Annotated in this window: 11 protein-coding genes, 2 tRNA genes and 2 pseudogenes; 9 read left to right on the top strand and 6 right to left on the bottom strand. The window is 71.3% G+C overall.

Annotated elements, in window-relative coordinates; genetic code table 11:
* Positions 1 to 2 precede the first annotated feature (2 nt).
* Positions 3 to 1,751, top strand: coding sequence for an ABC transporter ATP-binding protein (locus CHB94_RS18415; protein WP_254920755.1), 1,749 nt, complete (start codon positions 3 to 5; stop codon positions 1,749 to 1,751).
* Between the two features lie 85 nt (positions 1,752 to 1,836).
* Here the strand turns inward: CHB94_RS18415 and CHB94_RS18410 are convergent, their stop codons facing one another.
* Positions 1,837 to 3,351, bottom strand: coding sequence for an SDR family oxidoreductase (locus CHB94_RS18410; protein ID WP_089338022.1), 1,515 nt, complete (start codon positions 3,349 to 3,351; stop codon positions 1,837 to 1,839).
* Positions 3,352 to 3,639: 288 nt separating this feature from the next.
* Here CHB94_RS18410 and gyrB point away from each other — a divergent pair, with 288 nt between their 5' ends.
* From gyrB to CHB94_RS18385, 6 genes are all read left to right on the top strand, one after another.
* Positions 3,640 to 5,688 (top strand): DNA topoisomerase (ATP-hydrolyzing) subunit B, encoded by a 2,049-nt coding sequence (gyrB, locus tag CHB94_RS18405; RefSeq protein WP_089338021.1) that lies wholly within the window; start codon positions 3,640 to 3,642, stop codon positions 5,686 to 5,688.
* Between the two features lie 102 nt (positions 5,689 to 5,790).
* Entirely contained in the window at positions 5,791 to 8,259 is a 2,469-nt protein-coding gene (gene gyrA / locus CHB94_RS18400; RefSeq protein ID WP_089338020.1) for a DNA gyrase subunit A, read from the top strand.
* A gap of 77 nt (positions 8,260 to 8,336) precedes the next feature.
* Complete coding sequence (locus CHB94_RS18395; RefSeq protein WP_089338019.1) at positions 8,337 to 9,083, top strand: DUF3566 domain-containing protein; 747 nt, start codon at positions 8,337 to 8,339, stop codon at positions 9,081 to 9,083.
* A gap of 163 nt (positions 9,084 to 9,246) precedes the next feature.
* Positions 9,247 to 9,320, top strand: a tRNA-Ile gene (locus CHB94_RS18390).
* 98 nt (positions 9,321 to 9,418) lie between these two features.
* The gene (locus tag CHB94_RS25325) at positions 9,419 to 9,562 is read left to right on the top strand and encodes a DLW-39 family protein (RefSeq protein ID WP_176445627.1); all 144 of its coding nucleotides are present in this window, start codon (positions 9,419 to 9,421) and stop codon (positions 9,560 to 9,562) included.
* Positions 9,563 to 9,588: 26 nt separating this feature from the next.
* A tRNA-Ala gene (locus CHB94_RS18385) sits at positions 9,589 to 9,661 on the top strand.
* 157 nt (positions 9,662 to 9,818) lie between these two features.
* Here the strand turns inward: CHB94_RS18385 and CHB94_RS18380 are convergent.
* From CHB94_RS18380 to CHB94_RS18360, 5 genes and pseudogenes are all read right to left on the bottom strand, one after another.
* A pseudogene (locus CHB94_RS18380) lies at positions 9,819 to 10,814 on the bottom strand (tyrosine-type recombinase/integrase); the annotation flags it as partial.
* Positions 10,815 to 10,976: 162 nt separating this feature from the next.
* Positions 10,977 to 11,201, bottom strand: a complete 225-nt coding sequence (locus CHB94_RS18375; protein WP_089338018.1) for a helix-turn-helix transcriptional regulator — start codon at positions 11,199 to 11,201, stop codon at positions 10,977 to 10,979.
* Between the two features lie 240 nt (positions 11,202 to 11,441).
* Positions 11,442 to 14,153: pseudogene (gene mobF / locus CHB94_RS18370) on the bottom strand (MobF family relaxase); the annotation flags it as partial.
* Positions 14,154 to 14,568: 415 nt separating this feature from the next.
* Entirely contained in the window at positions 14,569 to 15,231 is a 663-nt protein-coding gene (locus CHB94_RS18365) for a GNAT family N-acetyltransferase (RefSeq protein ID WP_089338016.1), read from the bottom strand.
* Positions 15,232 to 15,478: 247 nt separating this feature from the next.
* Positions 15,479 to 15,913: a DUF6326 family protein gene (locus tag CHB94_RS18360; RefSeq protein ID WP_254920754.1), complete on the bottom strand. Its 435-nt coding sequence runs from the start codon at positions 15,911 to 15,913 to the stop codon at positions 15,479 to 15,481.
* 241 nt (positions 15,914 to 16,154) lie between these two features.
* Between CHB94_RS18360 and CHB94_RS18355 the strand changes: the two genes are divergently transcribed.
* Entirely contained in the window at positions 16,155 to 17,288 is a 1,134-nt protein-coding gene (locus tag CHB94_RS18355) for a sensor histidine kinase (protein WP_089338014.1), read from the top strand.
* Complete coding sequence (locus CHB94_RS18350; protein WP_089338013.1) at positions 17,285 to 17,941, top strand: response regulator; 657 nt, start codon at positions 17,285 to 17,287, stop codon at positions 17,939 to 17,941. Before CHB94_RS18355 ends, CHB94_RS18350 begins: the two co-directional genes overlap by 4 nt.
* Positions 17,942 to 18,036: the final 95 nt, after the last annotated feature.

The following is an 18,036-nucleotide window of genomic DNA, read 5'->3' as shown; positions in this document are numbered from 1 at the left end:
CGGTGCAGCCGTCCGCCGGACTGCGGCAGCTGCTGCCGCTGCTGCACCCGCATCGGCGCCCGCTCGTCCTGGCGGCCGGGCTGTCCCTGGTCGCCGCCGCCGGCGCGCTCGCCCAGCCCGCACTGGTCGCCCGGGTCGTCGACGTCGTCGGGACGGGGGAGTCCCTGCTGCCGTCGGTCGGCCTCCTGGTCGTCGTCCTGGTGGCGGCCTCGGCGCTCGGTGCCGCCCAGCAGTACCTGCTGCAGCGCACCGCGGAGGGCGTCGTCCTCACCACCCGGCGCACGCTCGCCGACCGGCTGCTGCGCCTCCCCGTGGCCGAGTACGACCGGCGGCGGATCGGTGACCTGATGTCGCGCGTCGGCGCGGACACGACCCTCCTGCGCGCGACGGTCACCGCCGGAGTCGTCGAGGTGGCGGGCTCGGTGGTCATCGCCGTCGGCGCGCTGGTGGCCATGGCCCTGGTGGATGGCTGGCTGCTCCTGGTCACCGTCGTCTCGGTGTCGGTCGGTCTGGCCACCGTCGTGCTGGTGTCGCGCGGTGTCCGGCGGCTGTCGCAGCGGGCGCAGGAGGAGGTCGGTGCCATGACCGCGGCGGTCGAGCGGGCGCTGTCGGCGGTGCGCACGATCCGCGCCAGCGGCGCCACGGCCCGTGAGGTCGCAGCGGTGGGGGCCGGCGCCGAGCGGGCCTTCGAGGCGGGCGTCCGGGTGGCGCGGCTGCAGGCGCTGGTCTCACCCGCCGGGTCGATCGCCGTCCAGGGCGCGTTCCTGGCGGTGCTCGGCGTCGGCGGCTACCGGGTGGCCGACGGTTCGATCAGCGTGGCGGAGCTGGTCGCCTTCATCCTGTACCTGTTCCTCCTGGTCATGCCGCTCGGCCAGGCGATCGGCGCCTGGACGCAGCTCCAGACGGGGCTCGGCGCGCTGTCCCGTGTGCAGGAGATCCTGGCCCTCCCCCCGGAGGACGACGAGCGCCCGGAGCGCCCCGCGGCCGCCGCCGCGGCGGCCCCGGTCGACACGGTGGGCAGCCCGCCACTGCTGGAGCTCCAGGACGTCACGTTCGGCTATCCGGACGGGACGGCGGTGCTTCAGGGGGTGTCCTTCCAGGTCCCGGCGGGCAGCCGGGTCGCCCTGGTCGGTCCGTCCGGGGCCGGGAAGTCCACGATCCTGGCGCTGATCGAGGGCTTCTACCCGCTGGACGGCGGTGTCGTGCGGTGGGCCGGGACGGACGTACGCGAGCTCCCGCGGGCGGCGCTGCGGGCGCGGCTCGGCTACGTCGAGCAGGAGGCCCCGGTGCTCGCCGGGACCATCCGGGACAACCTGCTGCTCACCCGGCCCGACGCCTCCGACCCCGAGCTGTGGAGGGTGCTGGCCGACGTCGGTCTCACCGAGGTCGTGCGGCGCTCGCCCCGGGGGCTGGACGTGCCGGTCGGTGACGAGGGCGTGCTGCTCTCCGGCGGGGAACGGCAACGGCTGGCCATCGCGCGGTCGTTGCTCGCCCGGCCGGACGTGCTGCTGCTGGACGAGCCCACCGCGAGCCTCGACGCCCGCAACGAGGGTCTGCTGTGGGACACCCTGGCCACGGCGTCGGCCGACCGGGCACTCCTGGTCGTGGCCCACCGGCTGTCCACGGTGCTCGACAGCGACCAGATCGTGGTGCTCGACCGCGGCCGGGTGGTGGCGCGGGGGACCCACGGCGAACTGGTGGACACCAGTCCGCTCTACCGGGAGCTCGCCACCGCCCAGCTGCTGGTCTGAAAGAGGACCCTCCTGCCCCCACCGCTCGCAGGCTCCCGGCGGGCCCCTGCAGGAGGGCCGGGACTGCGCCCGCCGCTGCTCCGTGTCAGGCGGGCTGTTCGGCGGCGCGGGTGATGCCGCGCAGCATCCCGCCGAAGACGATCCCGTGGAAGGCGGCGACGGCCCACCAATAGGTGTGTCCGGCCAGCCCGCGGGGGGCGAAGGTCGCCCGCTGCCGCAGCACGGTGCTCCCGCCACCGTCGTCGTGTTCCACGTGGAACTCGAGCCAGGCGAGGCCGGGCAGCCGCATCTCCGCCCGCAGCCGCAGCAGCCGGCCCTCGTCGAGCTCCTCGACCCGCCAGAAGTCGAGGGCGTCGCCGACGTAGAGGTCGCGCGGATCGCGCCGCCCCCGGCGCAGGCCCACCCCGCCGGCCAGGCGGTCCAGCCAGCCGCGGACCTCCCATGCCAGCGGGAAGGAGTACCAGCCGGTGTCTCCGCCGATGCCCTCCACGACCCGCCACAGCGCGTCGGGTGTCGCCGTGGTCGCGCGCGTCCGCTCGTCGACGTAGAGGCTGCCGCCGGCCCAGTCCGGGTCGGTGGGCAGCGGGTCGGAGGGAGCGCCGGGCACCGAGGCGCCGGACCACCGCGTGGCCACCGCGGAGCTGCGGACCCGGGCCACGGCCAGCTGCACCGCCTCGTCGAACCCGAGCAGCCCTTCCGGAGGGTCGGGGACGAAGGCGGCGATGTCGTGCTCCCCGCAGACGACGGTGTTGCGCAGCGACTCGACCAGCGGCCGGGCGATGCCGGCCGGGACCGGCGTGACCAGGCCGACCCAGTGGCTGGACAGGGACGGCGTGAACAGGGGGACGGGCACGATCCGGCGACGGGGAAGGCCGGCGACCACCGCGTACCGCTGCATCATCTCCGCGTAGGTCATGACGTCCGGGCCGCCGATGTCGAAGGCCCGGTGCACCGAGGCCGGCAGCCGAGCGCAGCCGACCAGGTACCGGAGCACGTCGCGGACGGCGATCGGCTGGATCCGGCTCTGCACCCACCGCGGCGTCACCATCACCGGCAGCCGTTCGGTCAGGTAGCGGAGCATCTCGAAGGACGCCGATCCCGACCCGAGCACCACCGCCGCGCGCAGCACGGCGGTCGGGACGCCGGAGGCCAGCAGGATCTCGGCCACCTCGGTGCGGGAGCGCAGGTGCGGGGACAGCTCCTCGCCGCGCGGCTCGAGCGCCCCCAGGTAAACCAGACGGCCGACACCGGCCTCCCGTGCCGCACGGGCCATGACCTGGGCGGAGTGCCGGTCGGTCTCCTCGAACGCCGGCCCGGAGCCGAGTGCGTGGATCAGGTAGTAGACGACGTCCACCCCGACGCAGGCGGCCGCGACCTCGTCCGGTTCCGTGGCGTCGGCGCGGGCGACCTCGACCTGTCCGGACCACGGCCGGTCGCGCAGGCGCTCGGGGGAGCGGGTCAGGACCCGCACGCGGTGCCCGGCGGCCAGCAGTTCCGGCACCAGGCGTCCGCCGATGTAACCGGTCGCGCCGGTCACCAGACAGGTGAGCGGCGCCGCCGACGCGGGGCCCGTGTGGTCGGTGGGAGCAGCGGCGGACATGGTCCGAGTGTCCGTTCACCGCCGCCGCCGCGCCCGCCGATGAGGACCGGCGGTGCCAGCCGCCCCAGAACGGCGTGTCCCTCCCGGGGGCAAGACCGATGGTGGCCGACCAGCCCTGAGAGGCTCAGACACGACGTGAGGGCGTGGACGGCGGCATTCCTGTCGGTGGACCCGGTATCCTTGGAAGGAGAAACCGCCAGCAACCGGCTCAGTGCCGTTCTGCGCCGTCGCGCTCCCTCGTCCGCACTGGGGGAGCAGCGTGCCGGTTGCGCGAAAGGAAGGCCCCACGTGGTCGCTCGACCGAAGACCGCCGCTGCCCCGGAGAACGCCTACTCCGGCAGCTCGATCACCGTCCTCGAGGGTCTCGAGGCGGTGCGCAAGCGTCCCGGTATGTACATCGGCTCCACCGGCGAGCGCGGCCTGCACCACATGGTGTGGGAGGTCGTGGACAACGCCGTCGACGAGGCGCTGGCCGGTTACTGCGACACCGTCCGGGTGACCCTGCTGGCCGACGGCGGCGTGCGGGTCGAGGACAACGGCCGCGGTATCCCGGTCGACATGCACCCGGTCGAGAAGCGGCCGACGGTCGAGGTGATCATGACCGTCCTGCACGCGGGCGGGAAGTTCGACGGCAAGAGCTACGGCGTCTCCGGCGGTCTGCACGGCGTCGGCGTCACCGTGGTCAACGCGCTGTCGACGCGCCTCGACGTCAACGTCTGGCGCGACGGCACCGAGTGGAAGCAGAGCTACGCCTACGCCAAGCCCGGCCCGCTGGAGAAGGTCGGCCCCACGAAGAAGCGCGGCACCGCGATCACCTTCTGGGCCGACGGCGACATCTTCGAGACGACGAACTACTCCTTCGACACGATCAACCGCCGGCTGCAGGAGATGGCCTTCCTCAACAAGGGCCTGACCATCGTGCTGCGCGACGAGCGTCCCGGGCACAGCAAGGTGGAGACGGGAATCGCCGACGAGGTCACCCTCGCCGAGGCCGCTCCCGAGCCGGGCGCCGAGGCCGAGGCCTTCGAGGCCACCGAGATCACCTACAGGTACGACGGCGGCCTGATCGACTACGTCGGCCACATCAACGCCAAGAAGTCGCCGATCCACAAGTCGGTCATCAGCTTCTCCGCCGAGGGCACCGGCAAGAACGACATGCGCATGTCGATCGACGTCGCCATGCAGTGGTCCGAGGCCTACTCGGAGTCGGTGTACACCTTCGCCAACATCATCAACACGCACGAGGGCGGCACGCACGAGGAGGGCTTCCGCGCGGCGCTGACCTCGATCGTCAACCGTTACGCCGAGGAGAAGAAGCTCTTCAAGGCCAAGGACGAGAAGCTCACCGGCGAGGACATCCGCGAGGGCCTGGCCGCCATCGTCTCGGTCAAGATCGGCGACCCGCAGTTCGAGGGCCAGACCAAGACCAAGCTCGGCAACACCGAGGTCAAGGGCTTCGTGCAGAAGGTCTGCAACGAGCAGATCGCGCACTGGTTCGAGGCCAACCCGACCGAGGCCAAGACGATCATCAACAAGGCCTCGTCGGCGGCCCGCGCCCGCCGCGCGGCGCAGGACGCCCGCAAGCTGGCCCGCAAGAGCCTGTTGAGCAACAACTCGTTGCCGGGCAAGCTGGCCGACTGCCGCTCCACCGACCCGCGCGCCTCGGAGATCTACATCGTCGAGGGCGACTCGGCCGGCGGGTCGGCCAAGTCCGGCCGCGACTCGATGTTCCAGGCGATCCTGCCCATCCGCGGCAAGATCATCAACGTCGAGAAGGCGCGCATCGACCGGGTCCTCAAGAACGCCGAGGTCCAGTCGATGATCACCGCGTTCGGAACCGGCATCCACGACGAGTTCGACCTGTCGAAGCTGCGTTACCACAAGATCGTCCTGATGGCCGACGCCGACGTCGACGGCCAGCACATCCGCACCCTGCTGCTGACCCTGCTGTTCCGCTTCATGCGGCCGCTGGTCGAGGCCGGGCACGTCTACCTGGCCCAGCCGCCGCTGTACAAGATCAAGTGGGGCGGCAAGCACGGCGACGAGTACGTCTACACCGACCGCGAGCGCGACGCCGTCCTCAAGGCCGGCGCGGAAGCCGGCCGGAAGCTGCCCAAGGACGACGCGATCCAGCGGTTCAAGGGTCTGGGCGAGATGAACGCGACCGAGCTGTGGGAGACCACGATGGATCCCGAGACGCGGATCCTGCTGCAGGTGACGCTCGAGGACGCCGCGACTGCGGACCAGCTGTTCAGCGTGCTCATGGGCGAGGACGTCGAGGCGCGCCGCAGCTTCATCACCCGCAACGCCAAGGACGTCCGGTTCCTCGATGTGTAGTCCCGGCCCCTTGCAGGGACCCGCCGCGAGCGTGCGAGTGGTGGGGAGCAAGGGGTCCTTCGATTGTCCACCTCTGTGCACCGACCTGTGGAGACCTGAACCGTGACGGAGACCCCCTTCCGCGACCGCGTCGAGCCGGTCGACCTCCAGCAGGAGATGCAGCGCAGCTACATCGACTACGCGATGAGCGTCATCGTGGGCCGGGCGCTGCCCGAGGTCCGCGACGGCCTCAAGCCGGTGCACCGCCGCGTCCTGTACGCGATGTTCGACCAGGGCTTCCGCCCCGACCGCAGCTACGTCAAGTGCGCCCGCGTCGTCGGTGAGGTGATGGGTAACTACCACCCGCACGGCGACAGCTCGATCTACGACGCGCTGGTGCGGCTGGCCCAGCCCTGGGCCATGCGCTACCCGCTGGTCGACGGGCAGGGCAACTTCGGATCGCCGGGCAACGACCCGGCCGCGGCGATGCGGTACACCGAGGCCCGGCTCACGCCGCTGGCCATGGAGATGCTGGCCAACATCGACGAGGACACCGTCGACTTCCAGCCCAACTACGACGGCAAGAACCAGGAGCCCCTGGTCCTGCCCGGGCGCATCCCCAACCTGCTGATCAACGGCTCCGCCGGCATCGCCGTCGGCATGGCAACCAACATGCCGCCGCACAACCTCCGCGAGGTCGCCGAGGCGGTGTTCTGGATGCTCGACCACCCCGACGCGGAGGCCGAGGAGGCGCTCACTGCGTGCATGGAGCGGATCAAGGGCCCCGACTTCCCGACGCACGGCCTGATCGTCGGCCGCGAGGGCATCGAGGACGCCTACCGCACCGGCCGGGGCTCGGTGCGCATGCGCGCCGTGGTCACCGTCGAGGAGGACACCAAGGGTCGGGTGCAGCTGGTCGTCACCGAGCTGCCCTACCAGGTCAACCCGGACAACCTGGCCGAGTCGATCGCCGAGTCGATCAAGGACGGCCGGCTGCAGGGCATCAGCGAGATCGCCGACGAGTCCAGCGACCGCGTCGGCCGCCGGCTGGTGTTTACGCTGCGCCGCGACGCCGTCGCCAAGGTCGTGCTGAACAACCTCTACAAGCACACCCAGCTGCAGACGACCTTCGGCTGCAACATGCTGTCGATCGTCGACGGCGTCCCGCGGACGCTGCGCCTCGACGAGCTCGTGCGCGAGTACGTCAACCACCAGATCGAGGTCATCCAGCGGCGCACGCGGTACCGCCTGCGCAAGGCCGAGGAGCGCGCGCACATCCTGCGCGGCTACGCCAAGGCTCTCGACCACCTCGACGAGGTCATCGCGCTCATCCGCCGCAGCCCGTCGGCCGACGAGGCGCGCGCCGGGCTGATGGCGCTGCTCGACGTCGACGAGATCCAGGCGACGGCAATCCTGGACCTGCAGCTGCGCCGGCTGGCCGCCCTCGAGCGCCAGCGGATCATGGACGAGCTGGCCGAGATCGAGGCCCGCATCGCCGACCTGCAGGACATCCTCGCCAACCCGGCGCGGCAGCGGCAGATCATCAAGGACGAGCTCGCCGACATCGTCGAGAAGTACGGCGACGACCGCCGCACCAAGTTCGTGGCGAACGAGGGCGACGTGTCGATGGAGGACCTCATCGCGGAGGAGGAGGTCGTCGTCACCATCACCCGCACCGGCTACGCGAAGCGGACCAAGAGCGACCTCTACCGCTCGCAGCGCCGTGGCGGCAAGGGCGTGATGGGCGCGACCCTGAAGCAGGACGACATCGTCGACCACTTCTTCGTGGGCTCCACCCACGACTGGATCCTGTTCTTCACGAACAAGGGCCGGGTCTACCGGGCCAAGGCCTACGAGCTGCCCGAGGCCAACCGCACCGCCCGGGGCGCGCACGTGGCGAACATCCTCGCGTTCCAGCCGGACGAGCGGATCGCCCAGGTCATGCAGATCAAGGACTACTCGGTCGCGCCGTACCTGGTGCTGGCGACCGGGAAGGGGCAGGTCAAGAAGACCCGGCTGACCGACTTCGACTCCCCGCGCCAGGGCGGCGTCATCGCGATCAACCTGCGGGACGGGGACGAGCTCGTCGGCGCGGCGCTGATCGACGACGAGTCCGACCTGCTCCTGGTCACCCGCAAGGCCATGTCCATCCGGTTCAAGGCCGACGACACCGCGCTTCGCCCCATGGGCCGGGCCACCGAGGGCGTGCGTGGCATCTCGCTGAGCGACGACGACCGGCTGCTGTCGATGATGGTCGTGCAGGAGGGCGTCGACGTCCTCGTCGCCACGGAGCGCGGCTTCGCCAAGCGCACGGGCATCGAGAACTACCCGAACCAGGGGCGCGGCGGGAAGGGCGTGCTCACCGCCGACCCGAAGGCCCGCAAGGGTGCGCTGGTCGGGGCCCTGGCCGTGACCCTCGGCGACGAGCTGTACGCCATCACCTCGGGGGGTGGCGTCATCCGGACGCCGGTCAACGGCGTCCGGCACAACAAGGACCGGGCAACGATGGGTGTCAAGCTCATGAACTTGCCGGAGGACGTGACGATCGTGGCAATCGCCCGTACGACGGACAACGACGAGCCCGACGCCTAATCTGGTGAAGATGGCAGCGGGACCAGCCCGGTCCCGCTGGGGAGCGGCCTGCGCCGCCCGGGGATGGGGAGACTGGCATGAGCGACCGGACGCAGGGTTCGGTGCGCACCGAGTCCCCCTCCGGGGACGTCGCCGCGCCGAGCGGCACGGCCCCCGCGGTTGCTCCGCCGGTCTCGGCGACACAGGCGATCCCCACGACGGGCAGCCAGCGCGCCCAGGCGCCTGCCATCGGTAGCACGCCGGCAGGGGCCACGGCCGCCACCCCGACCGGTGCCCCCACCGGGCAGCCGACCGGCGGCCCCGCGGGCGCTCCCCCCGTGCCGCCGTCGACCGGCGTCTCCCCGTCCACCGGCGTCTCCCCGTCGACCGGAACGGGGCCGGGGACGGCCGGGGCCGAGGGTGGCAGCGCCGCCGGTGCGCGCACCGCCGGGCGTGCGCCGTCGCGTTCCGGCGGTCGTGGCCCGCGCCGGGCACGGCTGCAGCTGCGCCACATCGACACCTGGTCGGCGCTCAAGATCTCGCTGGTCCTGTCGATCGCGCTCTTCTTCATCTGGATGGTCGCCGTCGGCATCCTCTACGGCGTGCTGAGCACGCTCGGGGTCTTCGACACCCTGAACGACCTGTTCGGGCAGATCGGCTCGGCGTCCGGGGCGGAGAACGGCGGCGACGTCGTCACGTGGAGCGTCGTGTTCTGGGGTGCCGCGGTCATCGGCGCGATCAACATCGTGCTGATGACGGCGCTGTGCACGGTCGGCACGTTCATCTACAACCTCTGCGCCGACCTGGTCGGCGGCCTGGAAGTAACGCTCTCCGAGCGCGACTAGGACACCGTCGTCCTCCGGACGACACCGCGGCCACGAGCCGTCCCCCGCGTGAGCTGAGCCGTGGAGTCGCGCCTGCGCCGGACCCCCTCCGGGGCCCACTCGGCGCGATCCGGGGGTGGCGTCAGATCGTCTGCCGCCTCCAGGTAAGCTGTTCGAGGTTCACGGGCCTGTAGCTCAGATGGTTAGAGCGCATCCCTGATAAGGATGAGGCCGGAGGTTCAAGTCCTCCCAGGCCCACCCGTGTGCCAGCTCGCCGGTTGCACAAGCCTCCGGCGCCGAGCGCCGTAGCGGTCACCGTCCCGGCGGTGCGCCGAGCGGTCGAGGAGGTACCCCGCGTGCTGAAGAAGCTTGCCCTGGCCGCCGTCGCCGCCGGTGCCCTGGCCGCCGTGCGGAAGCGCTCGGGCGGCAAGGCAGAGGCCGACCTGTGGCACGAGGCCACGCGCGGTCCCGACGCCGTGAGTACACCCACCAACCGCTGAACCACCCGGGCTGCCCGCAGCCCGCCGGGGACGTAGCTCAATTGGCAGAGCACCGCCTTTGCAAGGCGGGGGTTAGGGGTTCGATTCCCCTCGTCTCCACTTCTCTGACCTGGGGTTTCATCTCCGGCGACGGCTCGAACGAGCCCTCCGCAGGGGTCCCAGTCCGCAAAAAGTCCGCAACTCGTCCGCGGGACGACGCCCGCAGGGCGTCCAATCGGTCGGCGACGTCGTCCAGGTCGTCGTCGAACAGGTCGGCGTAGCGGTCCAGGGTCATGGCCGCCGACGCGTGCCCGAGCATCCGCTGCACCGCCTTGACGTTGGCGCCGGCCTTGATCGCCAGCGACGCCGCGGTGTGCCGGAGTTCGTGCGGCGTGAGTCCGGGCTCTCCGATGGCCCGGGCCGCGGCGTCGAACCAGGCGGACCGGGCGTTCCGGTTGCGCAGCACCGCGCCCTGCGGCGAGGGGAAGGCCAGCTCGTCGGCAGGGCGGGTCACCACCGTCCGGGCGAGTTCGTCGACGAGGAACCGCGGCAGCGGCACCGAGCGGCGGCCGTGGGTCTTGGGGGTGCCCCACACCAGGCGGGAGCCGTCGACCTCGGTGACCGCCTCCTCGACGAGCACCCGCCGGCGCAGCAGGTCGAAGTGCCGCACCCGCAGCGCCGCCAGTTCCGACCAGCGCAGCCCGCAGTAGCCGAGCACCAGGACGGCGACCCGGCCGGGCCCGGCAGCGTCGGCGAGCGCCTCCAGCTGCTCGGCGGTCAGGTACCGGCGGCGCTTCTCCTGCATCGGGGGCAGGGCCACGCCGAGCGCGGGGTTGACGGCCAGGCGCCGGTCGCGCACCGCGAGGCCGAGGATGCCGGACAGGACGCCCTGCGCCTTGCGGACCGAGGCCCCGGCCAGCCCCCGGTCGGAGAGCTCGGACAGCCAGGCCTGCACGTCGCCGTGGGTCACCCGGATCAGCGCGATGTTCCCCCAGCGCGGCAGGACGTGGGTCTTGAGGACGTCGGCGTAGCGGGCACGACTGGTGGGCTTGAGGTTGATCTTCCCGGCGAGCCAGACGTCGGCCAGCTCGCCCACGGTCGTCCTGGCCCGCTTGGGGTCGACGTAGGTGCCGGTCTGCACGGCCGCGGTGACCTCGTCGAGCCATCGCTGGGCGTCGACCTTGCGCTTGAAGTGCCGGGCGTGTTCCTTGCCGTGCTCGTCGCGGTACCGCGGCCGGTACGTGCCGTCAGGCCTCCTCGCGATCGAGGCCATCACCGACCACCTCCATCTCCTCGATCCCGGGCCGCGGACTGCGGAGGCGGGGCTCCATCACCGGCGCGCTGATCACGGGAGCCACCTTGCCGTCAGCCGCCTGCTTCTCTGGTGGGCTGACCGCATTCTGTGGACTGCTGTCCGCGCCGGCGGTCGGGCAGCTCACGGCCGGTTTCCTGGGCCGGGGACGGCCTCGCCATGCCGGGCGTCGGTCCAGCTCCGGAGGTCGTCGTAGCGGTAGAGGACGCGGCGGCCGAGGCGGAAGCTGCGGGGGCCGGTGCCCAGGTGGCGCCAGTACCGCAGCGTGGCGACGGAGGCGCGGAGCAGCTCGGCGGCCTCGGCGATGGTGAACAGTTCGGGCTCGCGGCGGGCGGGATCGTCGGTCATGGCTGGCTCCGTTGGGCTCGGATGGGCTGTGCTCCCTCACGGGAGAAGGCGCCATTTGCGCGCGATTGGTGACAGCCGACCACCGATGGCTTCCGAAATTCTCTAGTCCTCCTCCTGTTGCCGGTGTCCGGGCCCGCGGCCGGCCGGTGGAGGCGCCCCTGCTCATCGACCGATGCCCGGCGCGGCGCCTCCACGGGCGAGGGATGGTCCCCGCCGCTCCGCCTCGGGCCGGGGGACGCTCTGTTCCGATGCGACCGGCCGCGAGCGAGCGGCTGCCGTCCGGTCGAGCGACCGGTTCTGGCGTTCGCGGGCGGCTTCGCGAGCGGCCAGCTCGGCCGCGCGACCGGGGCCGAGGTCGGCCCGGTCGCGCCCGAAGACGGCGATCCACTGAGCCCGGCCCTCGGCCACGTCGGCCGCGACGAGGTGCCCGGTGTTGGACAACCGTCCGCGGGTCATGCCGACGTAGGCCGAGGCCGCGCCGGTCTGGTCACCGATCACCACGTGCGCGGCGGGAACGGTGTCACCCTGCACGCCGTACGCGGTGCTGGCGTAGGCCAGCTCCACGTGCCGGGTGACGTAGTCGGCGGGCAGCACCCGGACCCGTGCGCCGGCCGGGGTGACATCGCCCCGGGGGACGTCACCGGTGGCCGTGCCGGCGGTGACCAGCAGCCCACCGCGTCGGCCGACCGCGGTGACGGTCCACGTGTCTCGGTTGGCCACCTCCAGGTCGCGGTCGTTGCGCCGGGTGGCGATCCGGTCGCCGGCGCCGATCCGCTGACCCGCCCGCGTGGTCACGACCTGGACGTCGTCGACGCGGCCGTCGGTGACCAGCCGGTTGCGGATGGCGGCGTTGAGCTCGTTGACCTGCTCGCGGGTGTCCGCCACCACTGCGACGTCGGCCGCCTGGGGGTCGTGGGCGGCGGTCGCGGCCAGCGCGTCCCGCAGCGCTGCGTGGTCGGGGTGCAGGTGGATCCGGCCGCGGGCGAGGAGGGCGTCGAACACCACACCCGGGGTGTCACCCCGCCGCATCGCGATCGTCAGCTCGGCGTACTCACCGTCCGGAACCGACTGGCCGGTGCTGTCGGTGCGGGTGAAGCGGTGCACCGACTCCAATGTCAGGCAGGCGGCCGGGTCGACCTGAGCGGCGGCCAGGTCCAGGACACCGCCGCGGCCGACCGCGGCGAGCTGGTGGCGGTCCCCCAGCAGCGCCAGCCGCGCCCCGGCCTCGTCGGCGACGGTGAGCAGAGCGCGCGCGGTGTCCTGGTCGAGCATGCCGGCCTCATCGACGATCAGCAGATCGTCTGGCCGCAGCCGGCTCCCCTCCGCCGGCCCGGTGTGGATGCGGCCGGTGACCGGGTCGACCTCACCGAGGACGAGTCGGGTCCACTCGCCGTGCTCGTTCCAGCGCCAGCCGTGGGCGAAGACGAGCGACGCTGCAGACCCGGCGCTCGTTCCCACCTCCGCGCGGGCGACCCGGGCGGCCTTCAGCGTCGGGCTGACAACCATCAGCCGCCGTCCCTGCCGCTGCAGCAGGTCATGGGCAGCGGCCAGCGTGGTGGTCTTGCCCGCCCCGGCCGCGCCCTCCACGACCATCAACCGCCGGTCGCCGGCCAGGCAGGCGACCGCGGCGGCCTGACCGGGGTCCAGGCCCCCGACAACGCCGGCCGGCAGAGGCGCCAGCCGCGGTGCACCCGGCGGTGGCTGACCGGCGCGGGCGGCGAACCGGATGCGCAGGTCGGCCTCCACGTCGAGCACCGGCCGCGAGGTCCAGGACCGGACGTGTTCCGGCACTCCCTCCCGGTCCACCAGGGGAACGCACCGGTCGAGAGCGCGGGCGGTGAGGTCCTCGGCCAACTCGAGGCGCACCGCCGTGTCGGCGACGATGCCCTCCGCGGCGATCAGCCGCTCGACCTCGCCGCGGACGTCGGCCGCGTTCCAGGCCGAGCGGCCGGCGGCCAGCCGGTTCAGCACGGTGTCGACGGCAGCCTCGCGATCGAGCACGCCGATCGGAGTCGGCGCCAGTGAGACGGGGTGGGCGGGATCGAGATAGCCCAGTGACCCCAGCTCGGCTCGCCACCATGCCACGAGGTCGGTCCCGGAGCGGGGGATGACCTTGTCCGGGCGCCCCTCGGCCCAGGCGCGGGCGTCCCAGGCCCGCCGCAGCGCCGGACCGGGCTGTTCTCCGGGGTGCGCCGCTATCCAGTCGCGTTCGTAGCGGTCCAGGTTGCGCCCGATCTGTGCCGCCCGCGCGCTGAACGGGCCCACATAGTCGGAAAGCTCCTGTATTTCTGCAGTCGCGTCCAGGGTGTAGCCGTGCGCGGCGAGTGCGGTCCGGAACTGCGGATCGCAAGCCACCGCGGCGTGCCCGATTCCGTTGATGGCGGCGAGGAAGTCACGCACGCCGACGGTGTGCAGCCCGCGCCACTGTTCGGCGGCGAACACCCGGGCGCCGATCTGCAGGTGCAGATGCCGGTGCGGGTCTCCGGCGCGGGAGGTGTAGTGCCGCACCGACACCGCCTCCAGCATCTCCACCGGCACCTGGACCTGGCCGCCACGCGGGCCGACCCGGGTCGTCGCGTGGTCGGCGAGCCAGCCGACGATCTGGACGGCGGCGCGGTCTTGGGCGGCGTCGTAGGCGTCCGCGACGTCGTAGTGCATCGCGGCGGCCAGTGACCAGGACTTCGGGCCGTTGACCACCACCTCGACGAACCGCACCGCGCGCTCGTCGGTCCGCAGCCGCCCCCGTGGGTCGCCGGTGTCCGGGTCGCGGCCGGCCACCCAGGTTTCGTAGGTCTCTCCCGTGAGCGGCGCCGGCTCGGCCACCCGTCCGTCGCGGGCCACGAAGCGGCGGGCCAGGCCGGTGCCCTCGGTCAGGTAGTAGTCATCGGCCCGGCCGCGGTCGGCTTCCAGATACGCCCGGGCGGCCGCCGCCGACCCGGCGTACACCTTCATTCCACCGCGCATTCTCAACGCCACCCAACAATGACCAACAGGTCACCCCTAGAAACGGCGATGGGCCCCGCGAAGCGAGGCCCGGACTACCCCTATTGGTAGCATGCGTGCCGTTCTTCAGTAAAGACTTGGACATTGACGGAAATTGCTGGTTGCTATTGGAGCTCAGCTTGATTCTGGCCGAGTTGTTGAGCAAGGGCGATATCGCTTCTCGACTGCAGGTCATCCTCTTAGCCAAGACCCGCCGGAGCACGACGGGGAGAGGCGCAAGCTCAGGACAGCAGTTCGCTCACGCCGGCGACTCGCACTCCGATTCGGCCGGCGTGGTGGCTGCAAGATCGCCTGACGGAGAAACAGGCACTGCCCCTGCTCACAGAATGCTCACAACTTCGGCGACACGCCGTTGCACCAGCCGTCAGGACGTGTCACCCTGCACCGGTCCTGACCTGCAGGAACGACACTCGGCGACAATGAAGGGAAGGGGGCCTTTCCGCCTCCATTCCTCTTGCAGCAGCGCGTAGGCCGTTCCATCCAGCCACGCCCCGGACCTGTGCAGGGAGTCCCGAACGGTGTACGCCTCGCGCCGCATGCCTACCCGCTCCATGAGCCGCCGGGAAGCTGTGTTGTCGGCGAAGCAGTCGGCGGTGACGCGGCGGAGTTGTAACTCGTCGAAGCAGAGCCGGAGCACTTCGCCGAGCGCTTCGGTGGCGTAGCCATGACCGTTGTGCGCAGGGTGCAGGCCGCAGCCGAGGTCGGCCTGTACGCCGCGCGCCTGCTCCGTCACTTCGTCCTGCGCCCACGCGTCCTGAACCGAGATCAGGAGGTCGCCGATGACTGTCCCGTCGAGCTCGACCACCAGGGTCTTGGCCAAGGATCCGGGCTGCTCGAACTGCGCGGCGTACGTCGCGAAAGTGGCCGGCGCGCCGGACTGCCATTGGGCGAACTCGGGCAGTTGCCGGTACGTCCAGGTGGCCTCAGCATCACGGGGCTCGGCGCGGCGGAGCAGCAGGCGGGCGGTCCTGACCGGCCACGTCACGCTGCCCAGCGGGTCGAACGGAGGCTGCTGGGTCTCTGTCATCAGATTGCTCCCGTCTGGGGCCGCCGTGGGCGGGGGCTGAGCAGGCGCCGACGACGGGCCGCTACCAGAAGAACCCGGCTTCCGGGAGTGACGGTGGATGTGCAGCACCATGACGGCCACGTCGTAGCCCCATCCGAGGCACCCCTCGGTCTGCTTCCGGAGGCCCCGGCCCGTGGATGACGTGCACCGTCGCCACTGAACCGGGCGACCAGCACGCAGCGGCGGGCCACGGCGGGCAGACCCGAGCTCATGCGTGCGCTCGGACGCGTGCGTGCTCCACGGTTGCTCGGGCGGTCCGGGGCCAGGTCCAGGCGGCGCGCAGGATGAAGGCCAGAAGTAGCACCTCGAGTCCGATGGAGAGGCCGTAGAAGTAGAAGTAGGTCCAGGACTCCTCGCCGGCCACGTTGTACATCGAGACGGGGATGTAGAGCGTTGCCACGACGAGGTTGGTGGCGCGGTTGACACGGGCGGGCAGTGTCATGGAGAGCAGGATCATGAGGATCGGGATGGCCATGAGCGTGAGCGCAAGGGCGACAAAGGTTGGGCCGGTGTCGAACTCATGGACGACGCCGACCAGGATTTCGTCGATGAAGCCGGGCTTGTACAGGGCGAGGTAGTCGACGTAGATGTACAGGAACATGAAGCTCGTCCATGCGGCTGCGAGTTTGGCCTGCAGGGGCATGCGCAGATCTTCCAGCGCGCTGCGGGATGGCAGATTTTCTCGTGCGGTGTGGGATTGAGGCGTTCTCATCAGATTGCTCCTTGCCTTGATTGGGTGGGTGCTTCCACCTTCACGGATGCCGGCGGCGGGCACATCCGCCTGCGGGCTCCAGCCGTCCTGGCCGCAGGGACGGCACATCCGCAGTACTTTCGGCTGATCCGTCCGAGCGGCGGCCCCTCTACGTTGGCCGGGAGGGGGAAGCATGCTTGCTGGGATCTGGGCTGAGCCTCGCCCCGCGCGCCCGCCGGTGCGGGTCTGGCGGGACTGGGCGCTCTTCTCGGGTCTCGTCGCGATCTCGCTCGTCGAGGTGCTGCTGCGCGACGACAGGGCATGGGCGCCTGTGGTGGTCGGTGTCAGCGTCGTCGTCGCGGCGTGCCTGCTGTGGCGGCGCACGCGGCCGCTGGCCGCGGTCGCCGTGGCCTTCGGAGCCGTCCTCGCCTTCGACCTCGCCAGGATCGTGGCCATCGATGCCACCGGCCTGCAGAGCATCGCAGGGCTGCTCGTACTGCCCTACGCCCTACTGCGCTGGGGGGCAGGTCGCGAGGCTGTCCTCGGACTCGGCATCATCCTCATCTGGCTACCCGTCACCCTCATCGCGAACCCGGCCTCACCCGCGGAGATGGTCGCCGGCTACGGCTTCTTCCTGTTCTCGGCCGCGCTCGGCGCGGCAGTGCGCTACCGCACCAGAAGCCACGACCGCGAGATCGAGCAGGTGCGGCTGCGCCAGCGCAACGAGCTCGCCCGCGAGCTGCACGACACGGTCGGCCACCGCGTCTCGGCCATCGCCGTCCAAGCACAGGCAGGTCGCGCGCTGTCGGCTGCAGATCCGAAGCGCGCGCTGGCCACTCTGATCACCATCGAAGAAGAGGCGTCCCGGACGCTCAAGGAGATGCGAGCCCTCGTGGGCGTGCTTCGTGACGGAACGGACGCCGATCTCGCCCCCCGGCGGGGGGTGGTGGACGTCGAACGACTCGCTCGTCCCGGCGGCGAGGTGCTCGGCGTCCGCGTGCAGGTCGCCGGTGACATCGAGGCCATCGACCCAGCGGTCAGCACCGCCCTCTACCTGATCGCCGCCGAAGCGGTCACCAATGCGACCCGGCACGCCTCAGGCGCCACCCACGTCAGCGTGGACGTCACCACCGGCCGCAGCCAGGTGCACCTGCGGGTGCACGACGACGGCGAGGCGAGTACGACCAGCCCCTCGCAAGATGGATACGGGCTGCGCGGCATGGCTGAGCGGGCGAGCTTGCTCGGGGGCACCCTGCGGGCCGGACCTGACCCAGGCGGCGGCTGGAGTGTCGACGCCTCGCTTCCTCGGACGGTGCGCGCGTCATGACGATCCGCGTACTCGTCGCTGACGATCAGGACATCGTCAGGGCAGGGCTCTGCATGATCCTCGACGCCCAACCGGGCATCGCCGTCGTCGGCGAAGCCGCCGACGGCCGGCAGGCGATCGCCATGGCCCGTTCGCTACGCCCCGACGTGTGCCTGCTGGACATCCGCATGCCCGAGGTCGACGGGATCGAGGCCACTCGGCAACTCGCCGGAGCCGACGTCGCCGATCCTCTGGCCGTCGTTGTCATCACCACATTCGACCTCGACGATTACGTCTACGGCGCGCTGAAGGCAGGCGCCCGCGGCTTTCTGCTCAAGGACGCCGGTACGGAAATGCTCACCCAGGCCGTCCATGCCGCTGCCCGTGGCGACGCCCTGATCGCACCGAGCATCACGGCTCGGCTCCTGTCCTCCTTCGCCAACAGGCGCTCGCGGTCGATGCCACCCGAGCCTGTCGAGGCGCTCACCGCTCGAGAGGAACAGGTCTTGCTTGCTGCCGCTCGCGGGCGGACCAACGGCGAGATCGGCGACGAGCTGTCCATCAGCCTCAGCACCGTCAAGACGCACATCGCCGCTCTCATGCGCAAGCTCAATGCTCGCAACCGCGTGGAGATCGTCATGTGGGCCTACGAGACGGGTCGCGTCGACACCTGACCTGAGTTGGCTCACGGCGTCATGATGATCTCGTCGGCAGGTCGCTGAGCTGCGCGGATGCGCTGGATCGGGTGCTGTTTCACGCACTAACGGTG

The sequence above is a fragment of the Blastococcus mobilis genome, from assembly GCF_900188025.1.
GTDB lineage: Bacteria > Actinomycetota > Actinomycetes > Mycobacteriales > Geodermatophilaceae > Blastococcus_B > Blastococcus_B mobilis.
This window is presented reverse-complemented; position numbering and strand designations above follow the sequence as displayed.